25 protein-coding genes and 5 tRNA genes are annotated in these 24,986 nt (G+C 45.6%); 4 read left to right on the plus strand and 26 right to left on the minus strand.

The genetic code is table 11. The features are described from left to right. Positions 1 to 27: 27 nt before the first annotated feature. The 6 genes from AC3WS5_RS15255 to AC3WS5_RS15280 all read right to left on the minus strand — a co-directional run bounded on the left by AC3WS5_RS15255 (position 28) and on the right by AC3WS5_RS15280 (position 5,662). On the minus strand, positions 28 to 1,155 hold the full coding sequence (locus AC3WS5_RS15255; RefSeq protein ID WP_492468266.1) for a porin: 1,128 nt from the start codon (positions 1,153 to 1,155) through the stop codon (positions 28 to 30). A gap of 181 nt (positions 1,156 to 1,336) precedes the next feature. Continuing rightward, complete coding sequence (pyrF, locus tag AC3WS5_RS15260) at positions 1,337 to 2,182, minus strand: orotidine-5'-phosphate decarboxylase (RefSeq protein ID WP_492468267.1); 846 nt, start codon at positions 2,180 to 2,182, stop codon at positions 1,337 to 1,339. A gap of 66 nt (positions 2,183 to 2,248) precedes the next feature. Beyond that, positions 2,249 to 2,776 (minus strand): FKBP-type peptidyl-prolyl cis-trans isomerase, encoded by a 528-nt coding sequence (locus tag AC3WS5_RS15265; RefSeq protein WP_492468268.1) that lies wholly within the window; start codon positions 2,774 to 2,776, stop codon positions 2,249 to 2,251. A gap of 38 nt (positions 2,777 to 2,814) precedes the next feature. Further along, positions 2,815 to 3,159 (minus strand): hypothetical protein, encoded by a 345-nt coding sequence (locus AC3WS5_RS15270; protein ID WP_492468269.1) that lies wholly within the window; start codon positions 3,157 to 3,159, stop codon positions 2,815 to 2,817. A gap of 240 nt (positions 3,160 to 3,399) precedes the next feature. Then, positions 3,400 to 4,134 carry a DedA family protein gene (locus AC3WS5_RS15275; protein ID WP_492468270.1) on the minus strand — a complete coding sequence of 245 codons (735 nt, stop codon included), beginning with the start codon at positions 4,132 to 4,134 and terminating at the stop codon, positions 3,400 to 3,402. Positions 4,135 to 4,189: 55 nt separating this feature from the next. Further along, a complete protein-coding gene (locus AC3WS5_RS15280; RefSeq protein ID WP_492468272.1) occupies positions 4,190 to 5,662 on the minus strand; it encodes a dicarboxylate/amino acid:cation symporter in 1,473 nt (490 codons plus the stop codon). A gap of 147 nt (positions 5,663 to 5,809) precedes the next feature. On the opposite strand from AC3WS5_RS15280, the gene AC3WS5_RS15285 reads away from it, so the two are divergent. From AC3WS5_RS15285 to AC3WS5_RS15295, 3 genes are all read left to right on the plus strand, one after another. Then, the gene (locus AC3WS5_RS15285; RefSeq protein ID WP_492468273.1) at positions 5,810 to 7,498 is read left to right on the plus strand and encodes an amino acid permease; all 1,689 of its coding nucleotides are present in this window, start codon (positions 5,810 to 5,812) and stop codon (positions 7,496 to 7,498) included. Positions 7,499 to 7,596: 98 nt separating this feature from the next. Further along, positions 7,597 to 8,691: a lactonase family protein gene (locus tag AC3WS5_RS15290; protein WP_492468274.1), complete on the plus strand. Its 1,095-nt coding sequence runs from the start codon at positions 7,597 to 7,599 to the stop codon at positions 8,689 to 8,691. Between the two features lie 45 nt (positions 8,692 to 8,736). Continuing rightward, a complete protein-coding gene (locus AC3WS5_RS15295; RefSeq protein ID WP_492468275.1) occupies positions 8,737 to 9,468 on the plus strand; it encodes a thioredoxin domain-containing protein in 732 nt (243 codons plus the stop codon). Between the two features lie 57 nt (positions 9,469 to 9,525). Here the strand turns inward: AC3WS5_RS15295 and AC3WS5_RS15300 are convergent, their stop codons facing one another. The 6 genes from AC3WS5_RS15300 to rpmB all read right to left on the minus strand — a co-directional run bounded on the left by AC3WS5_RS15300 (position 9,526) and on the right by rpmB (position 13,372). Continuing rightward, a complete protein-coding gene (locus tag AC3WS5_RS15300) occupies positions 9,526 to 9,912 on the minus strand; it encodes a septal ring lytic transglycosylase RlpA family protein (RefSeq protein WP_492468276.1) in 387 nt (128 codons plus the stop codon). A 187-nt stretch (positions 9,913 to 10,099) separates the two neighbouring features. Then, a complete protein-coding gene (rimO, locus tag AC3WS5_RS15305; protein WP_492468277.1) occupies positions 10,100 to 11,410 on the minus strand; it encodes a 30S ribosomal protein S12 methylthiotransferase RimO in 1,311 nt (436 codons plus the stop codon). A gap of 235 nt (positions 11,411 to 11,645) precedes the next feature. Then, positions 11,646 to 12,614 (minus strand): signal recognition particle-docking protein FtsY, encoded by a 969-nt coding sequence (gene ftsY, locus AC3WS5_RS15310; protein WP_492468278.1) that lies wholly within the window; start codon positions 12,612 to 12,614, stop codon positions 11,646 to 11,648. Between the two features lie 119 nt (positions 12,615 to 12,733). Then, positions 12,734 to 12,907 carry a DUF4295 family protein gene (locus AC3WS5_RS15315; RefSeq protein WP_492468279.1) on the minus strand — a complete coding sequence of 58 codons (174 nt, stop codon included), beginning with the start codon at positions 12,905 to 12,907 and terminating at the stop codon, positions 12,734 to 12,736. An 18-nt stretch (positions 12,908 to 12,925) separates the two neighbouring features. Next, positions 12,926 to 13,114: a 50S ribosomal protein L33 gene (gene rpmG, locus AC3WS5_RS15320; protein ID WP_492468280.1), complete on the minus strand. Its 189-nt coding sequence runs from the start codon at positions 13,112 to 13,114 to the stop codon at positions 12,926 to 12,928. A gap of 21 nt (positions 13,115 to 13,135) precedes the next feature. Next, on the minus strand, positions 13,136 to 13,372 hold the full coding sequence (gene rpmB, locus AC3WS5_RS15325) for a 50S ribosomal protein L28 (protein ID WP_492468282.1): 237 nt from the start codon (positions 13,370 to 13,372) through the stop codon (positions 13,136 to 13,138). A gap of 244 nt (positions 13,373 to 13,616) precedes the next feature. Here rpmB and lpdA point away from each other — a divergent pair, with 244 nt between their 5' ends. Further along, a complete protein-coding gene (lpdA, locus tag AC3WS5_RS15330; protein WP_492468283.1) occupies positions 13,617 to 15,020 on the plus strand; it encodes a dihydrolipoyl dehydrogenase in 1,404 nt (467 codons plus the stop codon). Positions 15,021 to 15,032: 12 nt separating this feature from the next. Here lpdA and AC3WS5_RS15335 read toward each other — a convergent pair whose 3' ends face one another. From AC3WS5_RS15335 to AC3WS5_RS15400, 14 genes are all read right to left on the minus strand, one after another. Beyond that, positions 15,033 to 15,461, minus strand: a complete 429-nt coding sequence (locus tag AC3WS5_RS15335; RefSeq protein WP_492468284.1) for a hypothetical protein — start codon at positions 15,459 to 15,461, stop codon at positions 15,033 to 15,035. Positions 15,462 to 15,554: 93 nt separating this feature from the next. Continuing rightward, positions 15,555 to 16,397, minus strand: coding sequence for a universal stress protein (locus AC3WS5_RS15340; RefSeq protein ID WP_492468285.1), 843 nt, complete (start codon positions 16,395 to 16,397; stop codon positions 15,555 to 15,557). A gap of 270 nt (positions 16,398 to 16,667) precedes the next feature. Further along, positions 16,668 to 18,311 (minus strand): M28 family metallopeptidase, encoded by a 1,644-nt coding sequence (locus AC3WS5_RS15345; RefSeq protein WP_492468286.1) that lies wholly within the window; start codon positions 18,309 to 18,311, stop codon positions 16,668 to 16,670. Positions 18,312 to 18,566: 255 nt separating this feature from the next. After that, positions 18,567 to 19,301, minus strand: a complete 735-nt coding sequence (locus AC3WS5_RS15350; RefSeq protein WP_492468287.1) for a 3-keto-disaccharide hydrolase — start codon at positions 19,299 to 19,301, stop codon at positions 18,567 to 18,569. A gap of 303 nt (positions 19,302 to 19,604) precedes the next feature. Next, a complete protein-coding gene (locus AC3WS5_RS15355; RefSeq protein WP_492468288.1) occupies positions 19,605 to 20,207 on the minus strand; it encodes a hypothetical protein in 603 nt (200 codons plus the stop codon). A gap of 376 nt (positions 20,208 to 20,583) precedes the next feature. Then, the gene (locus AC3WS5_RS15360; RefSeq protein WP_492468289.1) at positions 20,584 to 21,129 is read right to left on the minus strand and encodes a glycine zipper family protein; all 546 of its coding nucleotides are present in this window, start codon (positions 21,127 to 21,129) and stop codon (positions 20,584 to 20,586) included. A 236-nt stretch (positions 21,130 to 21,365) separates the two neighbouring features. Next, positions 21,366 to 21,959 (minus strand): transcription termination/antitermination protein NusG, encoded by a 594-nt coding sequence (nusG, locus tag AC3WS5_RS15365; protein ID WP_492468290.1) that lies wholly within the window; start codon positions 21,957 to 21,959, stop codon positions 21,366 to 21,368. A 1-nt stretch (position 21,960) separates the two neighbouring features. Then, positions 21,961 to 22,158 (minus strand): preprotein translocase subunit SecE, encoded by a 198-nt coding sequence (secE, locus tag AC3WS5_RS15370; RefSeq protein ID WP_492468291.1) that lies wholly within the window; start codon positions 22,156 to 22,158, stop codon positions 21,961 to 21,963. A 79-nt stretch (positions 22,159 to 22,237) separates the two neighbouring features. Continuing rightward, positions 22,238 to 22,308, minus strand: a tRNA-Trp gene (locus AC3WS5_RS15375). Between the two features lie 232 nt (positions 22,309 to 22,540). After that, the gene (gene tuf / locus AC3WS5_RS15380; RefSeq protein WP_492468292.1) at positions 22,541 to 23,728 is read right to left on the minus strand and encodes an elongation factor Tu; all 1,188 of its coding nucleotides are present in this window, start codon (positions 23,726 to 23,728) and stop codon (positions 22,541 to 22,543) included. Between the two features lie 167 nt (positions 23,729 to 23,895). Then, positions 23,896 to 23,967, minus strand: a tRNA-Thr gene (locus AC3WS5_RS15385). Between the two features lie 154 nt (positions 23,968 to 24,121). Beyond that, positions 24,122 to 24,194, minus strand: a tRNA-Gly gene (locus AC3WS5_RS15390). A gap of 205 nt (positions 24,195 to 24,399) precedes the next feature. Beyond that, positions 24,400 to 24,482: transfer RNA gene (locus AC3WS5_RS15395), tRNA-Tyr, on the minus strand. 6 nt (positions 24,483 to 24,488) lie between these two features. Beyond that, positions 24,489 to 24,562 (minus strand) — tRNA-Thr (locus AC3WS5_RS15400). Between the last annotated feature and the right edge of the window lie 424 nt (positions 24,563 to 24,986).

Raw genomic sequence — 24,986 nt, forward strand, 5'->3', positions numbered from 1 at the left:
ACTGCAACCATGGGAATTAACATAAAATTAAAACCTTAGCTGTAATTGGGCAACCATCATATTGCGCGAGTAGGCCGTTGTGCCGTGCAGGTTGTTTCTAAAACCGGTCAGCTCCGCGCCAAGCTGTAAACAGGCTGAATATTTGTCTTCAAATTCGAAGCCCAGCATCGGAATCAGGGTTTGGCAAGGATTTAAGCGAAAGCCGGTGCTTTGTGCCAGGTATTCATAACGACTGGAAACCTCAATACTCTTTACCCCAAATTGGTTCAGGCCGTACTTCACTACGGGTGCGACATAAAAATTCCTGATGCGGACATCATGAACATCCGGTTTAATTTTCAGTGAGTCGTAGTAAACAAAATTTGTTCCCTCCTTGTACTCCGCATTCACCCTCAATTCAAAGCGTTGCCCAAGTTGAAAAACCGTTTTGATATCAGCCCCTAACATATCTCCCCTGACCTTCCGATATCCGCCTGAACCTGCATTTGCTCCGATGGTTATTCCTTTTGCGAGATCAGCTTCAACACGACCGTAAATATGTTTACGATTGTCGTTATCCGTATTTTGGTTGCGACCGTTTCCATTATGTATTCCTGCGTAATACCTCAATCCCTTTTTTATTTCTCCATAGACCGCTGTGCCTATCTGAAAACTCTGCCATCCGTTCCTGCCAAATTCATAGTATCCATTTGTAAAATCCAGTGAACTGATAAAATCAACCGGTGTATAATCCTCCAACCCAATGAACGGTCTGAACTGCCCAGCCATGATCTTGAAATGCTCATTCCGCGTATAGCGGACATAGGCATTCTCCAGTACTTTTCCGGTAACGGGATTATTTGCAAATTCTGAGAGATTGGACAGGATCAAGGCTTCAAAATGGTCATTGATTTTTGCAGCTACCATAACACGTGCCCGCCGAACGGAAAAACTGTTTGTAACCGCTTTCGACGCTGAATCAAAATGCATCCCTTTCACATCTACGCCGGGGGTTAATGAAACGGTGTACCTGGGTTGTAACAATCCCGAGATGGTAACAGTCTTCTTGAAAGCAGTTTTCTCTTTTAGTGTGTCTTTTTCAGCCCGCATAGGTTGTCCCCACAAATGTAGTACTGTCATCATTAGTGCAACCAACTGGAGAATTTTTTTGAACATAATCAGTTGTTTTTATTCCGGGGGTAATCCCTGAATTCCAGGAAAGCAGACTCCTGTAAATTCCGGTCGCAAAAGTAAACCGAATCGAAACAAAACAGTATGACTCCGAAATCTTTTATGGATGATTCCTGTCATAAAATAATAACCACAATACGCTGACAGCTACACTGCTTCGTTGAAATTATAGGGCGTCAAGATAGCGCTGCATCTCGCGCTGGTAAGCTGCAGCCCTGCTCCCTGCTGCTTCTGCAAAGGTCTCATCATTTGAAGCATACAACAAGTCCCGGCTGACATTCACCAGGAGGCCGCAATCGCGGTTGATCGCTTTACGCGTGATCTCTTCCAGGTTTCCACCCTGTGCGCCTACCCCCGGCACCAGCAGAAAATGGTCGGGAATCCACTGCCTGAGACGCGTAAAAACATCTGCCTGTGTTGCTCCCGCCACAAACATGAGATTTTCAGGCGTACCCCAGCCTGATACGGTCCGGATCACTTTTTCAAACAAAAACTGGTCTCCGCAGGTCTGCAATTCAAAGTCTGAAGCGCCTTTATTAGAAGTAATTCCGAGAACAATAGTCCATTTCCCTTCGTATTCCAGAAACGGCTGAATACTGTCGCTTCCCATGTAAGGTGTTACGGTGATGGCATCGAATGCGAGGGTTTCAAAAAAAGCCCTTGCATATTGGGTAGATGTATTTCCAATATCGCCCCGCTTAGCATCTGCAATTTTAAAATGATCCGGACCAATATAATCTACCGTCTTCTCCATCGATTCCCAGCCACGGGCGCCCTGCACTTCATAAAAAGCTGTGTTGATCTTGTAAGAAACACAATAATTCCTGGTTGCGTCTATGATGGCTTTGTTGAATTCAAAAACAGGATCTTTTTGTTGAAGCAGATGTTTGGGAATACGTGTCAGATCGGTATCCAGTCCCACACAGAGGTAAGAGCTCCGCGCCTGGATCAGTTCAGCAATTTGTTGTCGGGTCATGCCCAAAAATAAAGGATTGGTTCTGATTTTCAGCATGAAATTCCCTGAGGGTTATTAAAAAGCCCCGTAAGATACGGGGCTCTGTTTAAAGGATTAATGTTCTTATTGACTTTTGACGTCCAACAACGTGTAATCATAAAGTAATTGTGAATTTGGTGGTACAATGACCTGTCCGGTTTGGGAATTGACTCCACCGGAACAGCCAAACGCCATAGAAGAAGGAATGATCACCCTCATGACTCCCCCTTTGTTCAAAGTAGATAACATGTAATATTCAACCGGATAATTTACAAAATTATTCATTGTATAAGATTGGGGTTGTCCGGCAACAGGAATGGTGACAGAATCGATCTGAGTACCGTTCAATAAGCGTTTAATTAACTTGTAACTTACTATCGAATCACTGCCTGCCTTGCTCCCGGCTCCCTGAGTCAGAACGCCGGCATAAAAACCGCCCGACTGCAAGGTGATGTAGCCCTGGCCTGTATTCGAAATAAATGAATCAATAACGTGCCTGTCCTGCTCCAGCGTATAATTTGTACACTTTGGTGAATTATTATCTTTCAAACAGGCAGAAAGTCCGACTACAAACAATATGGCTACCACAGGTAGTAACGCCCTCTTTTTCATGATGCTCAGATTTAACTATTAAAGATACAACAAATTTTCTAATCGCTTTTTTTCGCTGTTGGGTGGGAATTCCCCCTGGCTTTCAGCTCTTTGTACCTGCTCTCATTCATATCCCACCTATGGTAAGACGAGAATACTGCTAAAAACGCAACAATCAGGATTCCTGAAAAAAACAAAATGATAAACAGGGATGGATCAGCATTTGCCACCATGCTGGCCCGTTTATACCAGCCGCTAAAAAAATTCAGGAAAATGGCAACAACAATAATTATCCCTAAGGGGAGACTTATCAGCGCCTGCTTAAAAAATTTATGCCTTCGGGACCGGTTGGCCTCCCAGTATTTCATAAAGGCTTTTTCTTCTTCTGTGAACTCTCTGGACATAATCCGGTATTTAGATAAACTTCGTTCTGAGGCAGAACGGAGCCAGGAAGTCGGGCATCAGCTCTATCACTAAATAGAGAATGCTACAAAAACTTTGTCGATTTCGCGTAGCGCTCAAGTAGTCCGGTTCAGGGCCAAACATTTCTGCAAGCTAAAAACTTTTGGTGAAAATCCTGCACATTATCGGGAAGACATTGTTCGCGCCGAAAAATGTTATGCAAAAACTTCGGGCCACCAGATCTAGTCGTTTTTCACTTCGACCTTCTTTTTTGAAGTGATAAGTTTAATAATAACCGGCAGCGTGGTTACCAAAACAATGCCCAGCACGATGATTTCCAAATGCGATTTTAGATCAAACCCAAACTCCGCAAGTATCCATTTCTGTAAAAAATGACCTGAAAACAACATCGTGAAAACCCAGGCTACACAACCCACAATGTTGTAAACCAAAAATTTGCTTTTTTCCATTTTAACAATTCCGGCAACTATAGGTGCAAAGGTCCGAATAAACGGCAGGAACCTGGCCACTATGATCGCTCCACCACCATGCTTCTCGTAAAAATCGTGCGCCTGGTGCAGATACCTCTTTTTGAAAAAGAAGGTATCGCGCCAATTATACATGGCGGGTCCCACCTTTCTGCCCGTCCAGTACCCAAGCTCATTGCCCAGAATTCCGCAGACCGAGATGAGTGCCCACAATACGGTCAGGTCCACCCATTCATGCTGCAAGTGCCCCACGCCAACCAGTTTCAGAAACTGATGTGCCAGTCCCGGCGTTAAGTTTGCCCCCTCCCCGATCTTATGGGCGTAAATGCCGGCTACAAACAACAGGGAGTCGCCGGGCAGAAAAAAACCTGCAAAAAGTCCGGTTTCCGCAAAAACGACAAACAAGAGCAACCAGAGTCCTCCGTTCTCGATATACCACTGCGGCTGTAATAGCTGCGTCCAATGAAATGTTGATAAAAGTTCAATCATTCAAAAAAATTATTTTGGCCAGCGCGCGAACAAGTTCCCGTCTTACCCGGCCTGTTTAGTCTACATCAGCAAACGCCAATGCTTTTTGATCATCAAATTCTCCTTCCCACCTTGCCACCACACAACTAGCCAGCGTATTCCCAATGACATTTACAGATGTCCTTGCCATATCCATCAGCTCATCGATACCATAAATGGCCATGATGGGCCAAAGTGGTAACCCGAAAGTACTTGCTGTGGCTATTAAAATGACCAGCGAAGCTCTCGGAACAGCAGCTACACCTTTGCTGGTGAGCATCAGGGTCAAACCGATCAGGAGCTGAGTCCCAAATGACAGATGCATACCCGCGGCCTGTGCAACAAATATTGAAGCCAGGGAAAGATACAAGGTCGTCCCATCGAGATTAAAAGTATAACCGGTGGGTATCACAAAGGAAACAATCTTCCGGGGTACGCCAAATCGTTCCATGTTCTCCAATGCCTTAGGCAGCGCCGCATCCGAACTGGTTGTAGCAAATGCGATAGACACCGGCTCCTTTATAGCCGCAATAAAATTCTTTACGGGTATCCGCGCGATGAAAAGTGCTGTTGGCAAAAGAACAAACAAGATAAATACAATCAGCGCCAGGTACAAGGTGATAAGTAACAATCCAAGATTCTTCAAAATTCCAATACCCAGGTGCCCAACCGTCACGGAAATAGCTGCCCCCACACCAAATGGGGCAAAGTACATGACAATATGGGTAAATCTGAACATTGTTTCAGCGAGACTTTCTGTAAACTCCACCATGGGCTTTTTCCGGTTATCGGAAAGCATCGCCAGAGAAATACCAAAAATCACACTAAAAACCACAATAGGCAGAACATTCCCCTCATAAATCGATTTGATAAAATTTTCCGGGAATATATCCACAATATGATCCTGCCAGGTTTTGGCCGATGGATCCGGCAATTTTTCAGCAAGCCCTTGCGGAATCTTCAAACCAGCACTGTCCAGTATCGTTATGACTTTATGCTGCATAATCCGCTCGGATGATTGCGGGAGTTCATGCAGTAATGCCGGGGGCACTTCTATCCCCGTCCCTGCTTTTGTCAGGTTGATGAACATTAGTCCGATGATGAGCGCGAATGTTGTAATGATTTCAAAGTACAAGAGGCTTTTCCATCCCATACGCCCAACCTGTTTCAGATTGCTATGACTGGCGATACCTACCACCAGTGTTGAAAATAACAAAGGCGCCACGATCGTTTTCACCATCCGGAGAAAAATTGTGCTCAGGAATTTGAGGTTCTGGGAGAAAGCGGGAAAATCCAAGCCAATCTCAATGCCCAACGTCATCGAAACCAGGATCCAGGTAGTCAGGGATTTCCTGAACCAGGCAAATAAGATCAGCGATGCAATTAATACCCACCTTGAAATAAAAAGCAACTGATGAGAGAGCGGCGTGAATTCGTAGTGAACAACGTGAAGGACGGCAACGACTGTAAAAACGAAAACTGCGAGGATGCCGGCTTTATGCTTATTCATACACGATCGGTAAACGCCAAAACTAATCGTTTAGATCCAATTTTGTGTTAGTTTGCAGCCTTTTTTATCCGCTCAAAAAACTTTTCTTAAAATTTTGTCATAATTCTTTATTTTTCGGGAATATATTTGAACGATAAAACAGAATCCATGGGGCTTTTCGTAAGGAAATCATTAGACGTATTGCTGGCCGAATCCGGAGAATCGGAAAAAGGACTTAAAAAAACGCTCACTTCCTGGTCGTTGATTGCGCTTGGAATCGGCGCCATTATTGGGGCGGGACTATTTTCGATCACGGGAATGGCTGCGGCCAACCATGCCGGGCCGGGCATCATGATCTCGTTTATTATCGCTGCTGTTGGCTGTGGCTTTGCCGGTTTATGCTATGCCGAATTCGCGAGCATGATACCGGTGGCCGGAAGTGCATATACCTACAGCTACGCCACAATGGGTGAGTATATTGCCTGGATTATCGGCTGGGACCTGGTGCTGGAGTACGCGGTAGGCGCCGCCACGGTAGCATCGAGTTGGTCGGGGTACCTGGGTAAACTGTTTTCCACATTTGGAGTTGCCCTGCCTCAAAGCCTGATGATGACCCCCTTTGATACCGCGCTGGATGGTACGCATGGGATATTAAATCTCCCTGCCGTATTTATCGTTGTGCTGATGTCGTTGGTACTGATTAAAGGAACCAGTGAATCGGCTTTTGTGAATACGATCATTGTTATTCTAAAAGTCTCTATTGTACTGGTCTTCATTTTTGTGGGCCTCAAATACGTAAGACCCGAGAATCTGCAACCGCTTATTCCGGAGAATGAGGGCAGCTTCGGGAAATTTGGATGGTCGGGCATCATTCGGGCAGCCGCGATCGTGTTCTTCGCCTATATTGGGTTTGATGCGGTCTCCACGGCCGCGCAGGAAACCAAAAACCCCAAAAAAGCGATGCCGATCGGCATCATGGGCTCCCTTCTGATCTGTACTATACTATATATCGCTTTTGCCTACGTAATGGTTGGCGTAGCCCACTATACGGAGTTTGCATCCGGCAATTCAAGCGATCACCTGGCGCCAGTAGCCACTGCTATCGAACATATGGGTCTGGCAGATGCAACAGGTAAGATCATCCCTGCATTTCCCTGGTTGAATACAACTATCATTATAGCAATTTTATTAGGCTATTCTTCCGTGATCCTGGTCATGCTGTTGGGGCAAAGCCGCGTATTTTATTCAATGAGCAAGGATGGATTATTACCGAAGTTTTTTTCTGCAGTCCATCCCAAATTCAGAACCCCGGCGCGGTCTAATCTTTTTTTCATGTTGCTGGTGAGCCTGTTCGCAGCAATTATTCCCGGGCGTGTGGTTGGTGAAATGACCAGCATCGGTACACTCTTTGCCTTCATCCTGGTGAGCATTGGCGTATTACTTCTTCGTCGGAACAATCCGGATGCCCCACGCGGCTTTAAGACACCCTGGGTACCGGTTGTGCCGATCCTGGGCGTTGTGGTATGTTTTGGCATGATGGCATTCCTGCCTTTTGATACCTGGATCCGGCTCATCGTCTGGATGATGATCGGCCTGGATATTTACCTTTATTTTGGTATCCGGAACAGCCATCTGAACAAAGATGCGCATAATGAGAAAAGTTACAGGATCGTAGCGAATACGGGACTGGGATTGGTACTCGTGCTTCTGGTTGTTGCTATCGCTCATCATATGGATCCGGAAGTGGATGATACAGGACTTTTCTATTTTTCAGTGGCATTTGCCGTTTTTCACTTTTTCTTCTTTTTGTACAAGCGGATAAAGGCCGCGAGATCGGTGAAGACTGGCGTTCAATAGCATCTTGGATTTCCCTGGAGAGAAATAATAACGGTATCTGGAAGATTTGCTGCCGGAGGCATTTAACGCCGGCGGCACGCATCCTAAAAAATTTGACAATGAAAAGTACTTTTTTGCTTGCGCTGGCTCTGCTGGCCCAGTTTAGTTTGTTTTCCCAAAAACAATATCTGCTCGTCGGAACCTACACGGATAACAGTACGAGTAAAGGTATTTATGTCTTCGAATTCAATCCCAAAACTGGAGCCGTTTCCGCACGCGGTTACGTTGAAGCCGGCAATCCTTCCTACCTGGCGATCAGTAAGGATGGGAATTATGTGTACAGCGTCAATGAATCTGAGCACGGTAAAATCTCATCGTTCTCTTTTAACAAGGAAAACGGGGCGATGAAACTGATCAATTTTGAGAAGAATAATGGTAGCGCTCCCTGTTACGTGGAACTGGACCACACCGGCAAATGGCTTTTCTGCGGAAACTACTCCAGCGGGGATCTGACCCTCCACCCCATTAACAGGAACGGTTCCATCGGTCCGATGAAACAACTCATTAAACACAGTGGCCAGGGACCTAACAAGGACCGGCAAACCTCTCCACATGTCCATTGCACCTATATTTCAAGAGATAACCGTTTTTTGTATGTGCCCGATCTTGGGATAGACAAAGTGATGATCTACCCTTTCAATGACAAGAACGGTGTGTTGGACGAGAAGAAGAAATTTTTTGCCCAGGTTCAGCCGGGCAGCGGCCCCAGGCATATCACATTCACGGCTAATGGGAAATTTGCGTATCTCGTGGAGGAATTAACCGGATCGGTCGTTGTGTTCAGGCAGGTAAACGGCAGACTGGAGAGTACTCAAACGATCAATAAGCTGCCTGCCGGCGAAACTCCCTCTGGTGCGGATATTCACTTGTCACCGGATGGGCGTTTCCTGTACGTGTCACAGCGGAGCAATAGCACGATACAAATATTCAGGGTGAATGCAACGAACGGAACGCTTGATTTTGTGGATGCCGCATCCAGCGGTGGAAATTTCCCGCGGAATTTCACGATTCATCCTTCTGGAGATTTCCTGCTGACCGCCAACCAAAAGTCCGATGATGTTGTTATTTACAAAAGAAACAAAATTACAGGGCTGCTGACCCAGACAGGAAAGATTACGGTGGGCAAACCGGTATGTCTGAAGTGGATCAAATAGCCACCCCATTATAAAAAACACCAGTCATTCATTATAATTTCAGTTATGCAATCAGGATCAGCTTTTTACGTTTACGGTCAACTATTGTTTTTTATTTTTCCCTTGCTGTTTGGCAGTAAAAACACTTACGCCCAGCAGGACCATCTGCAAGCCCGTGATTTTTATGAAAGAATTCAATCAGATTCCCAGCAGGTTGTCGTAGATGTCCGTACACCCGAAGAATTTACAAACGGACACGTAAGGGGAGCGCTGAATATAAATTGGAATGACCCTGGTTTTGCAAAAAAGGCCAGCCTCCTGGATAAAAACAAACACCTCTATGTGTATTGCCTGAGTGGAGGCAGAAGTGCCAACGCCGCTAAGACCCTGAGAGAAATGGGATTTAATCGAGTGTATCAAATGGAAGGCGGTTTGTTGAAATGGCGAACGGCTGGACTTCCCGAGGAGAGAAGCAGAGATGCCGATACTGCCATGAGCGGATTATCGATGGCTGCCTTCGAGAATCTCATCCGTTCTCCCAAGCCGGTACTCGTGGATTTTTATGCGGAATGGTGCGGACCCTGCAAGCTGATGGAACCCTATCTCAGGGAAATGGACTCCACGATGAAGCAGCAGGTAAAAGTCATCCGGGTTAATGTGGACAGGAACGAGAATCTGGCGGAAAAACTAGGTATCGACGCGCTGCCGGTATTGCATATTTACCGAAACGGGCAGTTATCCTGGTCGCACCTCGGCTATATAAAAAAAGATGATGTCTTGAAAATCCTGGGAAACTAAATATAAAACAAAACCCGCTCATCGCGGGTCTATTGGTAGAAAATTTATATCTTAAAACTACATAACAGAATTATTCGGATCGTTACCATCCAACACTTCCACCTCCACAGGGACTAAGCCATGCCCTAAACCTGCAATTTCTTTAAAAGCCGATTTGCTGAGGTCTACCCTGCCTTTTACTTGGGGGGCCATCCGGTCATTTACCACCACCGTAACACTTTTACCATTCGTCTTGTTGGTCACCAAAAGTGTGGTACCCAATTTGTATACGTTCGAAGCAGCAGTTTTCATGTGGTCCCAATAGGTCTCGCCTGTAGCAGTCTTTCTACCATTAAACTTACTATGGTAGTAGGAAGCCCTGGTGGTCGGCACGCTTTTCTGCGAAAAACCACAGATCGGAGCCAGAACGACCAAAACCACCAAAAAAAGCATCTGTTTCTTCATGTATTAAGTTTCTCTTAACAATAGGAAAGACTTTCGCTTTCCGGCACATTTACTAAAACGCCAAAATGAAGAAATTATTATGCAGGCTTCAAAAAAATCCAAAAATTTAAATAAATTAAAATGTGATATAAATTGATATAATTCACTCATAATAAAATAGATATATCTATAAATACAATTTAAAATCTCAGGAAACTATTTTCCCTTCGAGGTCATAATCATAGGCTTTTTCAATTTGTACCTGGTAGAATTGCCCGGGTTCCAGCCCTTTAGCTCCGGTTATAATGACCTCATTGTCCACTTCTACACTGTCGAATTCTGTCCTGCCGATATACCTGCCCGCCTCTTTTTTGTCGATAATGGTCTTGAAAACCCTCCCTACTTTTTGCTGATTCAGTTCATAGGAAATCTCCTGCTGGAAGTCCATGATCTCCCTGGCCCTCCTCTCTTTCTCATACTGAGAAATCGAATCCTTTAACTGGTATGCAGAGGTGTCTTCTTCATGCGAATAGGTGAAGATCCCCACGCGATCAAACCGGTGTTTTGCCAGAAAAGATTTAAGTTCTTCCACATCCTCCCTGGTCTCGCCCGGGAAACCGGCAATCAGCGTTGTTCTGAGGCATATTCCCGGCACCTTTTCTCTCACGGCAGCTATCAGCTCTTCCATTTCCTGTTTGCTTATTTGCCTTCTCATGGCCAAGAGCATCTTGTCCGAAGCGTGTTGCAGCGGCATATCCAGGTAATTGCAAATATTTTCCCTCTCGCGCATCACATCCAATATGTCCAGGGGAAATTTGGAAGGGTACGCATAGTGCAGCCGGATCCATTCCAGGCCTTTTACATCAGCCAGACGATTTAGCAACTCGGACAGCATCCGCCGTTTATAAATATCGAGGCCGTAATAAGTCAGCTCCTGGGCGATAAGCATGATCTCCCTGACTCCTTTTTGCACCAGCATTTCGGCCTCCCTCACCAGTTCCTCTATCGGTTTGCTGACATGTCCGCCACGCATCAGGGGAATGGCACAGAATGAACAGGTGCGGTTACACCCTTCGGATATTTTAAGATACGCGTAATGCGCGGGCGTAGCCAGTAAGCGCTCGCCCAGCAATTCCTTTTTGTAGTCGGCATCAAATTTTCGGAGAATGGCCTGTAGCTCCATAGTGCCGAAAAAAGCATCCACTTCGGGTATTTCTTCTTCCAGGTCCTGGCGGTACCTTTCACTCAGGCAACCGGTCACATAGACTTTATCGATGAGCCCCTGCTTCTTTAGTTCCACCTGTTCGAGGATGGTCTGGATACTCTCCGTTTTGGCCTTGTCAATAAATCCGCAGGTGTTGACCACCACGATATTATGATCCTGTTTCTTGTTTTCATGCACCACGTTGATCTTGTTAGCGCGCAACTGACCGCTCAGCACCTCGCTGTCGACCATGTTTTTGCTGCATCCGAGGGTGATGATATTGACTTTGTCCTTCTTTAAAGATTTTGCTTTCAAAAAAGCCAGATTTTATAAGGTTGATAGGTAATTTGTACATCCAGAAACGGGAACTGATATAGATGTTCCCGGCGTCTCCGTAATTGTAGGTCGTGACAGGCTGCCAGCAATTTCATGCTTGTCGAACATCAGTACATCCGCCATCTTCTCACCCACGTCCACAAATTTTACAGGGATCCCGATTGCCTGTGTCCGCCAATCTTTACCATGTACCGGCGATTTGCCCTGAAGGAGATCAGGGTTGCCGGTTCAGATTAAACAGGCTGTCTGCAAATTCATGCTTGTCAAACACCAACAGATCCTCCATCTTCTCTCCTACACCCACAAATTTTACCGGGATCCTGAACTGATCAGCAATGGCCAAAACCACGCCTCCTTTTGCCGTACCATCAAGCTTCGTAACCGCCATCGCAGTTACATCCGTGGCTTTGGTGAAATGCCGGGCCTGCTCCAGGGCATTCTGACCGGTCGATCCATCGAGCACTAATAAAACTTCGTGAGGAGCCTCGGGAATAACTTTTTGCACAACCCGCCTGATCTTGTTAAGCTCATCCATCAGATGCAGTTTGTTATGCAGGCGACCCGCAGTATCAATGATCACCACATCTGATTGACGGCTTACTGCACTCTGCACGGTATCATAGGCCACAGCGGCAGGATCACTTCCCATGTCCTGTTTAACAATTGGTACTCCAACGCGCTCACTCCAAATGGAGAGCTGCTCCACCGCAGCAGCCCGGAAGGTATCTGCTGCCCCCAGGAGTACTGATTTTCCCGCTTTTTTAAAATTATATGCCAGCTTCCCAATGGTTGTGGTCTTCCCAACGCCGTTAACACCCACCACGAGGATCACGTAGGGTTTGGATGGCATTTCACTTCCGAAAGTATAACTTTTGCCGTCCGGACTGTCAACCAGGATGTTTTCAATTTCCTCCTGCAGGATCGAGTTCAGTTCCTGGGTTCCCAGGTATTTATCCCTGGCCACCCTCGCTTCTATCCGATCGATAATCCTGACGGTTGTGTCAACCCCTACATCCGCCCCAACCAGGGCATCTTCAAGTTCATCGAGCACTTCTTCGTCTATCGTACTCTTCCCCGCTACAGCCCTGCTGATCCTGGACATGAACCCTTCCTTGGTTTTCTGCAAACCCTGATCCAGGGACTCCTTCTCCTTTTTGCCGAAAAGTTTTTTAAAAAGACTCATATACCATGTTTTTTCCTGTCAACGCCAACTCCCCGAAACGGAAATTCCGGGTAGGTGAAAATAATAAAAAAGCCATTCGCAGGTTACGAACAGCTTTAAATATCTCATGTCTGCCCCGATTATTTCTGAGCCAGAAAATCCTTAACCTTTTCTTTATGTACAATCTGGTGCTTGAAAGAATAGGCACCGGTTTTCGGATTACGTTCGGCCTTAATAACTCTGGTCCAGTTTTTTGACTCCAGGGCTGCCTTCGCGTCCTTGATCTTCGCGTTTTTAGATGCTGCTTTTGCCATGATTAACGGTTTTCCGGTTTATTTAATTTCTTTATGTACAGTTACCTTTTTCAGGATGGGGTTGTATTTCTTCAGTTCCATCCTTTCGGGGTTGTTTTTCTTATTTTTTACGGTGATATATCGGCTGGTGCCCGGCATGCCACTATTTTTATGCTCCGTGCACTCCAAAATTACCTGTACCCTGTTCCCTTTAGCCTTTTTTGCCATTTCTGATACTTTTGAACTTAATTAAATTTTTTCGCCCTGTGCACGTAATTCTTTTACAACACTGTACAACCCGTTTTTGTTTATGGTCCGGAGGGCGTCAGTTGATAACTTCAGAGTAATCCACTTGTCTTCTTCCACCAGAAAAAACCTCTTTTTCTGCAGGTTAGGCAGGAAACGGCGCTTCGTCTTGATATTTGAGTGAGAAACCTTATGGCCTCCCAGTGGCTTCTTTCCGGTAACCTGACATACTCTTGCCATAATAATAATTTTTGGAGTGCAAAGGTAAGGAAAAAGTTTTTAAATCCTCAATTATTGATCCTAAATTTTGATTTCTCCGGTAAAATCTATATAACGTTCAAAGTCAGCCTTGTGAAGCCAGCCAGGCAGCACAGTTTTTTCGGGAAAAAGCTGGAATAACAAACCAGCAACACACTACCAAACCTCATCCGAAATCCTTACTTTCGCATTCCGAGTCTGATATCAACTAAAAAAATAATAATCCATGACATACGATGTTATTGTACTGGGTAGCGGTCCTGGCGGATATGTAGCTGCCATCAGAGCCTCCCAATTAGGTCTTAAAACGGCCATTATTGAAAAAGAAAGCCTGGGCGGGATCTGCCTCAACTGGGGTTGTATTCCTACCAAAGCGCTTTTGAAGAGCGCCCAGGTTTATCAGGACATTCAACATGCCCGCGAGTTCGGTATTGAAGCTAGTGGTAAACCCGATTTCGGCGCCGTTATCAAGCGCAGCCGTGGTGTTGCCGACAAAATGAGTAAAGGGGTTCAATTCCTGATGCGCAAAAATAAGATCGATGTATTTATGGGATATGGTGTGCTGAAAGCCAAAGGCAGGATTGAAGTAAAGGCTGCAGACGGCTCTACGCAGATCGTCGAAGGTAAACATATTATTATTGCAACGGGAGCGCGGAGCAGGGAGCTGCCTTCCTTAAAACAGGATGGCAAAAAGATCATCGGTTACCGGGAAGCCATGGTACTGCCGCAGCAACCAAAGAGTATCATTGTGGTAGGTAGCGGCGCAATTGGCGTTGAGTTTGGATATTTTTACAACAGCCTCGGCACCAAAGTGACCATCGTGGAATTCCTTCCGAGGGTAGTGCCTGTGGAAGATGAAGAGATCTCGAAAGAACTGGAAAAAAATCTGAAAAAACAGGGGATAGATGTGATGACGAGCAGCGAGGTTACCTCCGTAGATGTATCAGGCAGCGGTGTGAAAGCCAAAGTGAAAACGGCCAACGGGGAAATATCCCTGGAAGCAGATATTTTATTAAGCGCTGTGGGCGTATCTGCAAACATCGAAGGTATCGGACTGGAGACCGTAGGCGTGAAGACCGAAAAAGGAAAAATAGCAGTAGACAAATTCTATCAGACCAACGTTAAGGGATTTTATGCAATTGGCGACTGCGTACCGGGCCAGGCTCTTGCCCACGTTGCCAGCAAGGAAGGTATTATTTGTGTGGAAGCTATCGCTAACGCGGAGGGCAAATTCAAACAGAAACCTGAGGCGCTTGATTATGGCAATGTTCCGGGATGTACATACAGCTTCCCCGAAGTGGCGAGTGTAGGATACACGGAAACACAAGCCAAAGAAGCAGGCTACGAAGTGAAAGTTGGTAAATTCCCGCTCAGCGCAAGCGGTAAGGCCAGCGCAGCCGGACACAACGAAGGCTTTATTAAAGTGATTTTTGACGCGAAGTACGGCGAGTGGCTTGGCACACACATGATCGGTTATAATGTTACTGAGTTGATCGCGGAAACAGTCGTTGGCCGTAAACTGGAGACAACCTACCACGAAGTGCTCAACAGCATTCATCCGCACCCCACCATCAGTGAAAGCATGAAGGATGCTATTGAAGCGGCTTACGGCGAGGTTATACACCTTTGAGCAGTCGGCAGATCACACGATCAGTTTTTCGTGCCTGACTAAGAACGGCACCATAAATGTAGCCGACAGGCCTGTTACGATCACAATGCCAAACAACAAGTAATGAAACTCGTTGTTCAGAACCGGGTCATCGGCACGGTGTATCCTGAATGCTTCAAAGGCCAAAAACAATGTGAGTGCGCCGAAAACCAGGCGATAAATCAGATGTCCCTTTGGAAGCATGTTTTCAAACAAAGAAAAAAACAGCCCTGCCAGTAACAGAAGGAAAAGCGTTGTAAAAACAATAGTCGAAACGTTGATGAGGATTGTCAGCGGAAACTCAGTGTAATTCTTGAATGTCACATCGTAAATTACATTAATCAAAGTGGCCAGGTACCCTGTCAACAACCCCGCCATAAGCGGCTTATACAAGCGGCTGGCGAAATGATTTGCGTCTTTCATCCCCTCAAGGTACGAAAGTTCATGCAGACCCGCCCAAAATCGCTGTTAACGCGATGCTAATTTCAAATACCGCTGAGACCGGAAAATTATGAATTACCTGGTAGTCTTATTAAATACAAGCAGGGGAACTGCCGTTACAAATGAAAACTCTTCAGACTTGCTCGATAAAAAAAGCCTCTGGAAAAAATTTCGGTTATGGTTGGTAAACATTATCACCATCGAGGGATTTTTTTGAGAGATCTGTATATTTAGCTGCTGGATCAGCGAGTGGATCGCATCGTTTTTCTCAAAATGCAGATCAAACTCATAGTCAAAGCGATTCTTAAGCGACTCTGCGATCAGTTTTTCATCGAACAGAATTTCATTGGGCCAGGTAAAGTGTAACAGTTCGATTTTCACCTTCAACGGCTTTGCAAAGTCGATTACTTTAGCCAACTCCTCTTCAAGATTTACCAGGTCAGTGGCATAAAGAACAGATGAAATATCCGTGACCTTATAATTTGCGGGCACGGCAAGCACAGGGATTTCCGATTTCGTAATCAGATTGCCGGCATTTGTACCGAGGAATTTCTTGAACTTCCCCGCTCCCCTGGTGCTGATACAGATGCAGTCAAAACCGGGATTCTTTTCAAGGTAATACAACAACGATACATCCACATCCAGACCTGGCAATACCAGGGTTGAAAAATCAGATGTAGCTGCGCCGTTGTCACGGTAAATATCACTGATGAAAGCGTCGAGTTTGGATTTGGCCGACTCCAGCTCAGTTTTTTCGTACGCAGCATAATAGTCATCATCCAAATTTGAAGGTCTTGGAACGTGATGTACATTCAAGAATGTCAGCACCAGTTCCTGACGTTCAGCCCAGTGTATCGCAAAGCGAATAGCACTTTCCGATGCAGGTGAAAAATCTGTTGTAACAAGCACATTCTTCATAAATCCCAACGGTTTGGTATTCTTTAAAGCTACTAATTGTTTCTGAATAATCCAAATGTCGCCAGAAGCGAACCCAGAGAGAACAGCCCGATTATGGAGCCGGCTGTATACTGCTGCAACCGGGGTTCCCGTGAACGGCCGGGCGGACTAAAGCCTAATTTTCGGGAGATGCCGTCTCATAAAGTGCGTAAGTTAAAAATCGAACCTTACTGATCTGATTCTCTTTCCTCACTTCGATTTTAATTATTTCACGAACGACTCGTTGTGGTTTTACTTATTTCGTTTCCCCGACTCGCGAAGAGCTTTAAATTCAGATCCTTCTTTCCAGCCCGGCCAGGTTTGCTCGTTTGCGAGCCTGTTCCCGATAAGCCAGTACAGCTTCAGGTCTTCAAGCGCCCCTTCCATCGTCCAATCAGGATTGAACTCGTCCTTGGGCGTGTGGTACCTTTTGCCGAGCTCCGCTCTTTTTCTCTTCATCGCTTCAGATTGATTTGGACCATAATCCGAACCACTTCCCGCGGACAGAGCCGGCACACCGTGCTTTACGAAACTGAAATGATCTGACCGGAAATAACCACCACCCGTATCATAACCTCCTTTTTTTACATACCTTCCCTGAGTGGAAGCAGCCCTTGCAGCGTAATCTTCCAGGTCATTCTGACCCTTACCGCTTATCGAAATATCTTTTGTTTTGTCGTAAACATTCAAGGCATCCATATTAATAACAGCCACCGTTTTGTTTAGCGGATACACAGGGTGCTCGGCATAATATTGAGAGCCAAGCAAACCTTGTTCTTCCGCTGTCACCGCCAGGAAAAGAATGGAACGCTCCGGACGTTTCTTTTGGTCACTGAATGCCCGGGCGATCTCTATCAGTCCGGCGATACCCGATGCGTTATCCTGGGCGCCATTATAAATGGAGTCTCCCGTTTCATCCGGGATGCCTATACCCAGGTGATCCCAGTGTGATGTATAGATGATCAGTTCATCGGGTCGCTTCCGCCCTTTGATCTTGCCTAAAACGTTACTGGACAAATTGTAGGTCGTCTTCACTTTTGCGGTCAGCGAAAGTTTCAATCCCAGGTCCTGTCCTTTAAAGCCAGCCTTGTTGGCACTCATCAGAAGAGTGCTGTCCTTCCCGGCTGCCCGTAATATTTTCATACCGGCTTCACCGGATACCCAGCCGTTGACCAATGTATGCGGACGGGGATTGTTTCGTTCATCCAGATAGAGGTCAGTGCCGCTATTCGAATTCTGCACGACCGTGAACGGATAAGAAGCTCCGCCTGTATTATGGATGATGAAGCAGGCTTTGGCTCCCTGCCGGGCTGCCTCTTCATATTTGTAGGTCCATCGTCCGTAATAAGTCATGTTTTTCCCTTTGAAGATGGTCGTGTCATCGGTACCGTAACCCGGATCGTTCACCATCACCAGCACCACTTTGTTCTTCACATCCAGACCGGCATAGTCGTTCCAGTTATACTCCGGCGCCACAACGCCGTATCCGGCAAAAATAATTTCATCATTTAGTGAAATTTCAGGTGCAGCTGTTTCTGCGAGCAAAACAAAATCCTTCAGGTACTTCAAATCCAGGCTGGACGTTGCGGAGCGGACCACCATTTCTGAAGGCTGACTGATTTTTGTTTCCATTAATGGCACCGTCTGAAAATAGGATTTTCCATTGCCGGGTTTGAGTCCCGCTTTCTTAAACTCATCCCGGATAAACTGCAGGGCTCGCTTTTCACCCACGGTAAATGGAAGGCGTCCCTGGTAATAATCTGATGAAAGTGTCTTTGTATTCCGGAGTAGCCGCTGCCTGTCCATTTTAGGCTTAGTTACTTCTGGCTGCGCGATTGCAGCAACGGTTTGCAGCGCCAGGATAGCGGCCAGGAAAACGGATAAACGCTTATTCATAGTGAATGGAAATTGTAAATCTACTATAATTTGTAGGTTCCCATCAGATCATCTTCTCCCCGCGCCCATGGGATTCTTACCGGTTTCAGGTGATTGCCCGATGATTTAAAAAAAATCCCCGGAAGCAGGAACACAGGAGCTTTCCGGGGATCGGAAGTTGAAATAAAATAGTTAGGAAACGAATTGCCGGGAATCCTTACCTTCTCATAGATGAGCTATAACCCTCTCATTCGTTGAATGCGGAACAGGATGGCCTTATAGTTCCCTGATCTTGATATCCTTGAACCAGATAGGATAGCCATGATCCTGCAAGCCGATATAACCCTCTTTGGAAATTCCTTCGGTAAATCCGGGGAAACTTTTGAATTTACTGTTCTGAACCAATTTGTCCCACTCGGGAGTCCATAAGGTATAAGAAACCACCTGGGTACCGTTCTGAATATGAGTAACGTGACCGTCTTTCACCCTGATGACAATATGGTTCCAGGTACCAGCGGGATGAACTGTTTTTGGATCCGCGGGGAGCATATCGTACAGTGAACCTGCCAGGTGGCTGGCGATTTTGTTATCGGTAGCGTCTACGTTATCCAGGATCTGCACTTCCGGCGCTGCATAATAAATCGGTTTGCCAGGAACTTCGCGTACATTGTAGAAGATCCCCGAATTACCCATTTTACTTGCTTTCCAGTCGAGGGACAATTCAAAATTTTTAAATTTTTTCACCGAATAGATAATGTCGCCATTTGAACCCTGTCCCGGTTTCTTTCCTTCGCCTGTAAATACTTTCATCGTATGATCCTCAACAACCCAGTTTGCCGGCATAGAGGTTCCATTCACCTGACGCCAGCCATCAAAATTTTTACCGTTGAATAAGGATACCCAACCCGCTTTCTTTTCCTGAGAAGATACTTTGTTTCCGGCAGAACACGCAACCAGCGTGATTAATGTCATTGCCCAAAGGACCGAGGGCAAGAGTTGACTTTTTTTCATTTGCATTTATTTATTAGTTAGTATACATTACGATTGGTTGAAAAGAGCTCAGTTCGCTAAGATTTTTCAAAATTATAGCATTGGTTTGTTGGTACCTAATTAAATGTGGCGGTTTACGGGCAAATCTTTCGGGTTTTTCTCCTTCCCGGTGTCGCGGCTCCGGAGATTGTTACGATCCTCTACCACGCATGCAACGGAAGCCTGACTACCACAAAATCCGGACTGTAAGGTCTGTTTTCGAATCAGGATCATAAAAAAAAGCCGGCCTCTTTGTAGAAGCCGGACTTTCAAAATTCAACCTGGTCAATATCTCCCTGCACCAAGCCCAATATTGTAAGCCAGTCCCAGACCTACGGTCCCAGCATTGAATTTTTGTGATCCGTTTGGTACCAAAACGGTACCGCGATCCCCGGTGAATACTTTCGTGTAATGAGCATAAATATTCCAGTGCCGGTTGTGATATCCGAGTTCGGGTTTCAGGTAAACACCACCCTTCGGCATATCTGCATTGTACGCTGCATTATTTTTCACAACCAGATCTTCTCCCGTGATTACACCATAACCTAGATCAGTTCCCAGATAAACACCTTCGGATCTTGGATAATACCTGATCAGCCCAGCTACAGGTACAACGCCAAATCCGTTGTTATCCAGCCTTACCGAGTTCACGGTATTGTCTCGGCCAAAGAAATGCTGATATCCGGTTGCAAGGCCCAATCCCAAATGGGGTGTCAGTAGGTTTTGGTAGGCGAGGTCAATTCCCGCGCTTGCACCTGTATTGTGTTGAGGCACTGATACTCCGGCCAGGGCTCCTATCTTGATGGTGTTTTTCATACTCATTTCCTGGGCATTTCCGAATGTTGTAATACATACAACAGCTGTTGCTAAAATCATCTTCTTCATCATAATTTAATTTAAAGGATAACCGCCAAGGAGGAATTTTGATGAACCGCGCTCCCTGACCGGTTGGTTAAAAAATAGATCCGGTAAATTGCCGGATCGTTTGCGAAGTATCCATTCGAGACGCAACTAATATGCCATTCAGATGCAGGTTTGGCCGGCAAAGCGGCCAGCCCCTGATAAATATTTGAGTATGTGTAAATTGGAGAGCTTGAGAAATAAATCTTAAAATAAGCCAGTTCATTGGCCTAAAATAACTAAGCAGGGTACTTGTCTCATGAGAATGGTTATATCAAAGGATTACTCCTCATTTCATTTTGCAGCCAAAAAAAGCGGCCCGTTAGGGCCGCCATCTGACTTGCTTCTTATTTGGGGGTTTAGATTAATAACCGTTTCTCTGACGCTCTTTCTTGTCAACAATGGCGCCGATTCCTGCACCTGTAGCTGCTCCGATCACGCCACCAACAACGCCACCTCCTAAACGGTCCCTGCGATTCGCAACTGCTCCGATCACTGCGCCTGACGCTGCACCCACAATGGCGCCTTTAGCCGTGTGGCTCATACCTCTTCTACGGTGCTGAACCGGTGCGGGGGCAGAAGCAGTACCCTGAGATCCGGAGGAATAACCACCACCGTTCCCGCCGCTGCTACGATAAGTGCGGCCAGAACTGCCTCTGCTGCTGTATCTTCTGGCGCTCGAACCTGTGCTCCGGGGAGCGCTTGCAACTGCCGGCGCCGCAGCCCCGGCGTTTTGCATATTCATCTGATTTTGAAGCTCATTTTGCATTTTCCATCTCTGGTATTCTGCAAGGCCTAAAGTATCTTGCATCGGGATGGCATTTGTATTCTCGTCTTTCTTTTTAGTACTGGTACACGCCGCCATGACGATTACCAGGGCAACAAATAAAAATGGTAAATACCTTTTCATACTAATCATTTTTTTCAGTTAGATAAATAGTGTTGAATATAAATTTTCTAAGTCTACATTAAACAAATACAAAACTGTGCCAAACTGTGATGCCTAAAACATAAAATACAAAATAAAACTATACGGACCTTGTCTTCAATATTTTAGAAAAGACCTGATTTTAATTGCCGCTTTTACGAATTACAAAAAAGGCCATCCGTCGCGGATGGCCAATAATATACATCTGCCCTCACAATTTATACTATTTTTTCCACTTGCATGTAGTTGAGCTCAACCGGGGTAGATCTTCCGAATATTTTAACAGTAACTTTCAATTTTTTCTTTTCATCGTTCACTTCTTCAATCACACCATTGAAATCATTAAACGGACCTTCCACAATCTTAATGGTCTCACCCACGATATATGGTTCGATCATATTCACTCCACCGTTTTCGGCCATTTCATCCATTCTGCCGAGCATCTTGTTCACTTCTGTCTTGCGGAGAGCAATCGGATTTTCTTTCCCTAAAAAATGCATCACACTATTGGTGTGAACAATCAGATCTCTCAGCTCGTCGGTCATCTTACCTTCCTGCACTTCAACCATCACATACCCGGGGTAGTAGTTTCTTTCGCGCATCACCTTTTTGCCATTCTGCACTTTATACACTTTTTCCACGGGGAGAAAAACCTGCCTTACAACAGTTTGATAGTTGCTCCTGGAAATTTCTTTATCCAGGTATTCCTTCACCTTTCTCTCCTTTCCACTCACCACGCGCAGCACATACCACTTTGTTTCCGGTTGTGGAGGGGTTTCGGTGCTAATATTTTCAACTGAATCTGAAGTCATGTCAACTATATAACATTTTATACAAAAAATTAAGACCACCGCCCGCCAGGAAGTCCATCAGCCATATAATCACCGTAATGATAATGGTAGCCACCAGCACAATCATTGTCGACTGCTGCAACTGCTCCCAGTTTGGCCAAGTAACTTTTTCCGCAAGCTCTTTATAACTATTACGGATGTACTTAAGATAATTGTTCATAATTACCATTGATTATTTAAGGCCGAACCCTTTGCCTTTGTCTGTTAATAAGTGATCCTTCTATGAGTCCGGTTTGTCGCACGGGCAGAGAGATTCGAACTCCCATCAACGGTTTTGGAGACCGCTATTCTGCCATTGAACTATGCCCGTATTCCCAAAAATTATAATGTTACGTAAGCGTAGATTCGAAGACCGCTATTCTGTCTGCAAATCAATTCCGGGTGAACTCTGTAGTTTTAAGACCGTTTTCAACCCCGAAGGAGAAAAAAAAACAAGTCTTCTTTTCCCGCCCAATCCTTATTTAAATCCGTTTCCTTAAACCAAATTAGCCAATTAGCAAATTTGCCAATTAGCTAATTTCGGGAATTTATCGAAAGAAATCCTATTTGATAATCTCTGTAACCTGACCGGCGCCTACTGTACGTCCACCTTCACGGATAGCGAATTTCAATCCTTTCTCCATCGCAATTGGTGTGATCAGCTTCACAGTAAGTGAAGTATTATCACCAGGCATAACCATTTCAGTTCCTTCTTTTAAAACAACTTCACCAGTTACGTCTGTTGTACGGAAATAGAACTGGGGACGGTATTTATTAAAGAACGGTGTATGGCGTCCACCTTCCTCTTTGCTCAATACGTAAACCTCACATTTGAATTCTGTATGCGGAGTAATTGAACCCGGTTTGCAGATGATCATACCACGACGGATCTGGGTCTTTTCAATACCTCTCAGCAGCAGACCGGCATTATCTCCAGCCTCACCTTCGTCAAGGATTTTACGGAACATTTCCACACCAGTTACTGTAGAGGTCAGCGGTTTTTCCATTAAACCTACGATCTCAACGGGCTCGCCGGTTTTTACACGGCCTCTTTCAATACGTCCGGTAGCAACGGTACCACGGCCAGTAATAGAGAATACGTCTTCCACGCTCATCAGGAACGGCATATCCACAGCGCGAACGGGCAAAGGAATATAGCTGTCTACCGCATCCATCAGTTCCATTACAGTTTTCACCCATTTTTCATCTCCAGCCAGTGCACCGGATGCAGATCCTTTGATAATGGGAACATTATCACCGTCAAAACCTTGTTTGGACAATTCTTCCCTGATTTCCATTTCAACCAGTTCCAACAACTCGGGGTCATCTACCAGATCCACTTTATTCATATAAACCACCATACGGGGTACACCTACCTGACGTGCCAAAAGAATGTGCTCTTTAGTTTGCGGCATTGGACCATCCGTTGCAGCAACCACCAGGATCGCTCCGTCCATTTGAGCTGCACCAGTAATCATGTTCTTAACATAGTCTGCGTGACCGGGACAATCCACGTGCGCATAGTGACGGGATTCAGTCTGATATTCCACGTGAGCCGTATTAATCGTAATACCTCTTTCTTTTTCTTCAGGGGCACCGTCAATTTCATCATACTTTGTAGCTTTTGCTAAACCCTTTTTAGATAGAATTTCGGTTATAGCCGCAGTCAAAGTCGTTTTTCCGTGGTCAACGTGACCAATGGTGCCGATGTTTACGTGGGGTTTCTCCCTCTTAAAGGTCTCTTTTGACATTGTTATGGATTTTTAAGTTGTTTTTATAAATTTTTATATATACTACATTTTTCTCCTGGCCAGTTGCCCGAGATCTGCTTTGCCAGTAATCGGTAAAATGAAGGCGCAGTGTTAAATTCCTGTTGGATGTATCAACCCGCGACAGCCAAAGTTCCAATCTGGCCGAGAGCCGTTGATGAGAATTGAACTCACGACCTCTTCCTTACCAAGGAAGTGCTCTACCACTGAGCTACAACGGCAGTACCGTTAGTAGTTTATGGTTCCGGAATGCCCGGTACCACGGGCCCGGATGTTTGTCGCGATATAAGAACAATAACATCAAACGCGCTACTACGAACGAAGCGTCAGAGAAGTTCGTCCCAAACACCGGTGACCAGAACCTCTCTTTATACGAGCGGGAGACGAGGCTCGAACTCGCCACCTATAGCTTGGAAGGCTATCGCTCTACCAAATGAGCTACTCCCGCTTATTTTAAAAGAACTATTGTCAGGAAGAACGCTCTACCAAACCTGCCTGCCTGTGGCAGGTGAGCTACTCCCGCTTATTTTAAAAGAACTATTGTCAGGAAGAACGCTCTACCAAACCTGCCTACCTGTGGCAGGTGAGCTACTCCCGCTTATTTTAAAAGAACTTCCATTTTCCCGGGATCCCTAAAGTTGAACCGGAAAATGTGGGCAAGGATGGATTCGAACCACCGAACTCCGAAGAGGACAGATTTACAGTCTGTTGCCGTTGGCCACTTGGCTACTTGCCCATACCGAGCCGAAGATGGGAGTCGAACCCGCGACCTGCTGATTACAAATCAGCTGCTCTGACCAACTGAGCTACTTCGGCATGATGAATTATTAAACTCCTCCGAAGTAACCTCCACCCACCACGTTTTCAATCCTGGAGGTGCTCCTGTTGCGGCAACTTCGGCAATTAAAAGAACTTTGTCATCCATTTTCCTGCAAACAGGGGCCAACACACTGAAACACATACTTATCTACCCCCCAAAAATTGGAAGGCAAAGGTAAGGGAAAATCCATTAAGTCAATAAGGTTTGATTCTTTTTTTTTGATATAGATCGCAAGCTGGCAATTTCCACTGATTCCATCATGTTTTTCCGTTATAAAGACAGAACACCTGTCCCTTATCCCGCCTGTGCCACCGTTTTCCCGACGGGAAGAAAAAATCACACTACGGCTGAAATCGTTCCGTAATTGTAACCCCCACTTGAGAATTTCCGAATCCTGAGCAAATCGTTTAAGTCCCGAAC

The organism is Niabella sp. CPT15-335-S11 (assembly GCF_058792415.1).

Bases quoted from the DNA above. Each gene is read 5' to 3' on its own strand.
- AC3WS5_RS15265 (WP_492468268.1), bottom strand. From the start codon at position 2,776: ATGAAAAAGAGGGCGTTACTACCTGTGGTAGCCATATTGTTTGTAGTC.
- AC3WS5_RS15345 (WP_492468286.1), bottom strand. From the start codon at position 18,311: ATGAATAAGCGTTTATCCGTTTTCCTGGCCGCTATCCTGGCGCTGCAA.
- AC3WS5_RS15300 (WP_492468276.1), bottom strand. From the start codon at position 9,912: ATGAAGAAACAGATGCTTTTTTTGGTGGTTTTGGTCGTTCTGGCTCCG.
- AC3WS5_RS15355 (WP_492468288.1), bottom strand. From the start codon at position 20,207: ATGATGAAGAAGATGATTTTAGCAACAGCTGTTGTATGTATTACAACA.
- AC3WS5_RS15290 (WP_492468274.1), top strand. From the start codon at position 7,597: ATGAAAAGTACTTTTTTGCTTGCGCTGGCTCTGCTGGCCCAGTTTAGT.
- lpdA (WP_492468283.1), top strand. From the start codon at position 13,617: ATGACATACGATGTTATTGTACTGGGTAGCGGTCCTGGCGGATATGTA.
- AC3WS5_RS15350 (WP_492468287.1), bottom strand. From the start codon at position 19,301: ATGAAAAAAAGTCAACTCTTGCCCTCGGTCCTTTGGGCAATGACATTA.
- ftsY (WP_492468278.1), bottom strand. From the start codon at position 12,614: ATGAGTCTTTTTAAAAAACTTTTCGGCAAAAAGGAGAAGGAGTCCCTG.
- AC3WS5_RS15315 (WP_492468279.1), bottom strand. From the start codon at position 12,907: ATGGCAAAAGCAGCATCTAAAAACGCGAAGATCAAGGACGCGAAGGCA.
- pyrF (WP_492468267.1), bottom strand. From the start codon at position 2,182: ATGCTGAAAATCAGAACCAATCCTTTATTTTTGGGCATGACCCGACAA.
- secE (WP_492468291.1), bottom strand. From the start codon at position 22,158: ATGAACAATTATCTTAAGTACATCCGTAATAGTTATAAAGAGCTTGCG.
- AC3WS5_RS15360 (WP_492468289.1), bottom strand. From the start codon at position 21,129: ATGAAAAGGTATTTACCATTTTTATTTGTTGCCCTGGTAATCGTCATG.
- nusG (WP_492468290.1), bottom strand. From the start codon at position 21,959: ATGACTTCAGATTCAGTTGAAAATATTAGCACCGAAACCCCTCCACAA.
- AC3WS5_RS15335 (WP_492468284.1), bottom strand. From the start codon at position 15,461: ATGAAAGACGCAAATCATTTCGCCAGCCGCTTGTATAAGCCGCTTATG.
- AC3WS5_RS15280 (WP_492468272.1), bottom strand. From the start codon at position 5,662: ATGAATAAGCATAAAGCCGGCATCCTCGCAGTTTTCGTTTTTACAGTC.
- AC3WS5_RS15255 (WP_492468266.1), bottom strand. From the start codon at position 1,155: ATGTTCAAAAAAATTCTCCAGTTGGTTGCACTAATGATGACAGTACTA.
- AC3WS5_RS15270 (WP_492468269.1), bottom strand. From the start codon at position 3,159: ATGTCCAGAGAGTTCACAGAAGAAGAAAAAGCCTTTATGAAATACTGG.
- AC3WS5_RS15275 (WP_492468270.1), bottom strand. From the start codon at position 4,134: ATGATTGAACTTTTATCAACATTTCATTGGACGCAGCTATTACAGCCG.
- AC3WS5_RS15340 (WP_492468285.1), bottom strand. From the start codon at position 16,397: ATGAAGAATGTGCTTGTTACAACAGATTTTTCACCTGCATCGGAAAGT.
- rpmG (WP_492468280.1), bottom strand. From the start codon at position 13,114: ATGGCAAAAAAGGCTAAAGGGAACAGGGTACAGGTAATTTTGGAGTGC.
- rpmB (WP_492468282.1), bottom strand. From the start codon at position 13,372: ATGGCAAGAGTATGTCAGGTTACCGGAAAGAAGCCACTGGGAGGCCAT.
- AC3WS5_RS15285 (WP_492468273.1), top strand. From the start codon at position 5,810: ATGGGGCTTTTCGTAAGGAAATCATTAGACGTATTGCTGGCCGAATCC.
- AC3WS5_RS15295 (WP_492468275.1), top strand. From the start codon at position 8,737: ATGCAATCAGGATCAGCTTTTTACGTTTACGGTCAACTATTGTTTTTT.
- tuf (WP_492468292.1), bottom strand. From the start codon at position 23,728: ATGTCAAAAGAGACCTTTAAGAGGGAGAAACCCCACGTAAACATCGGC.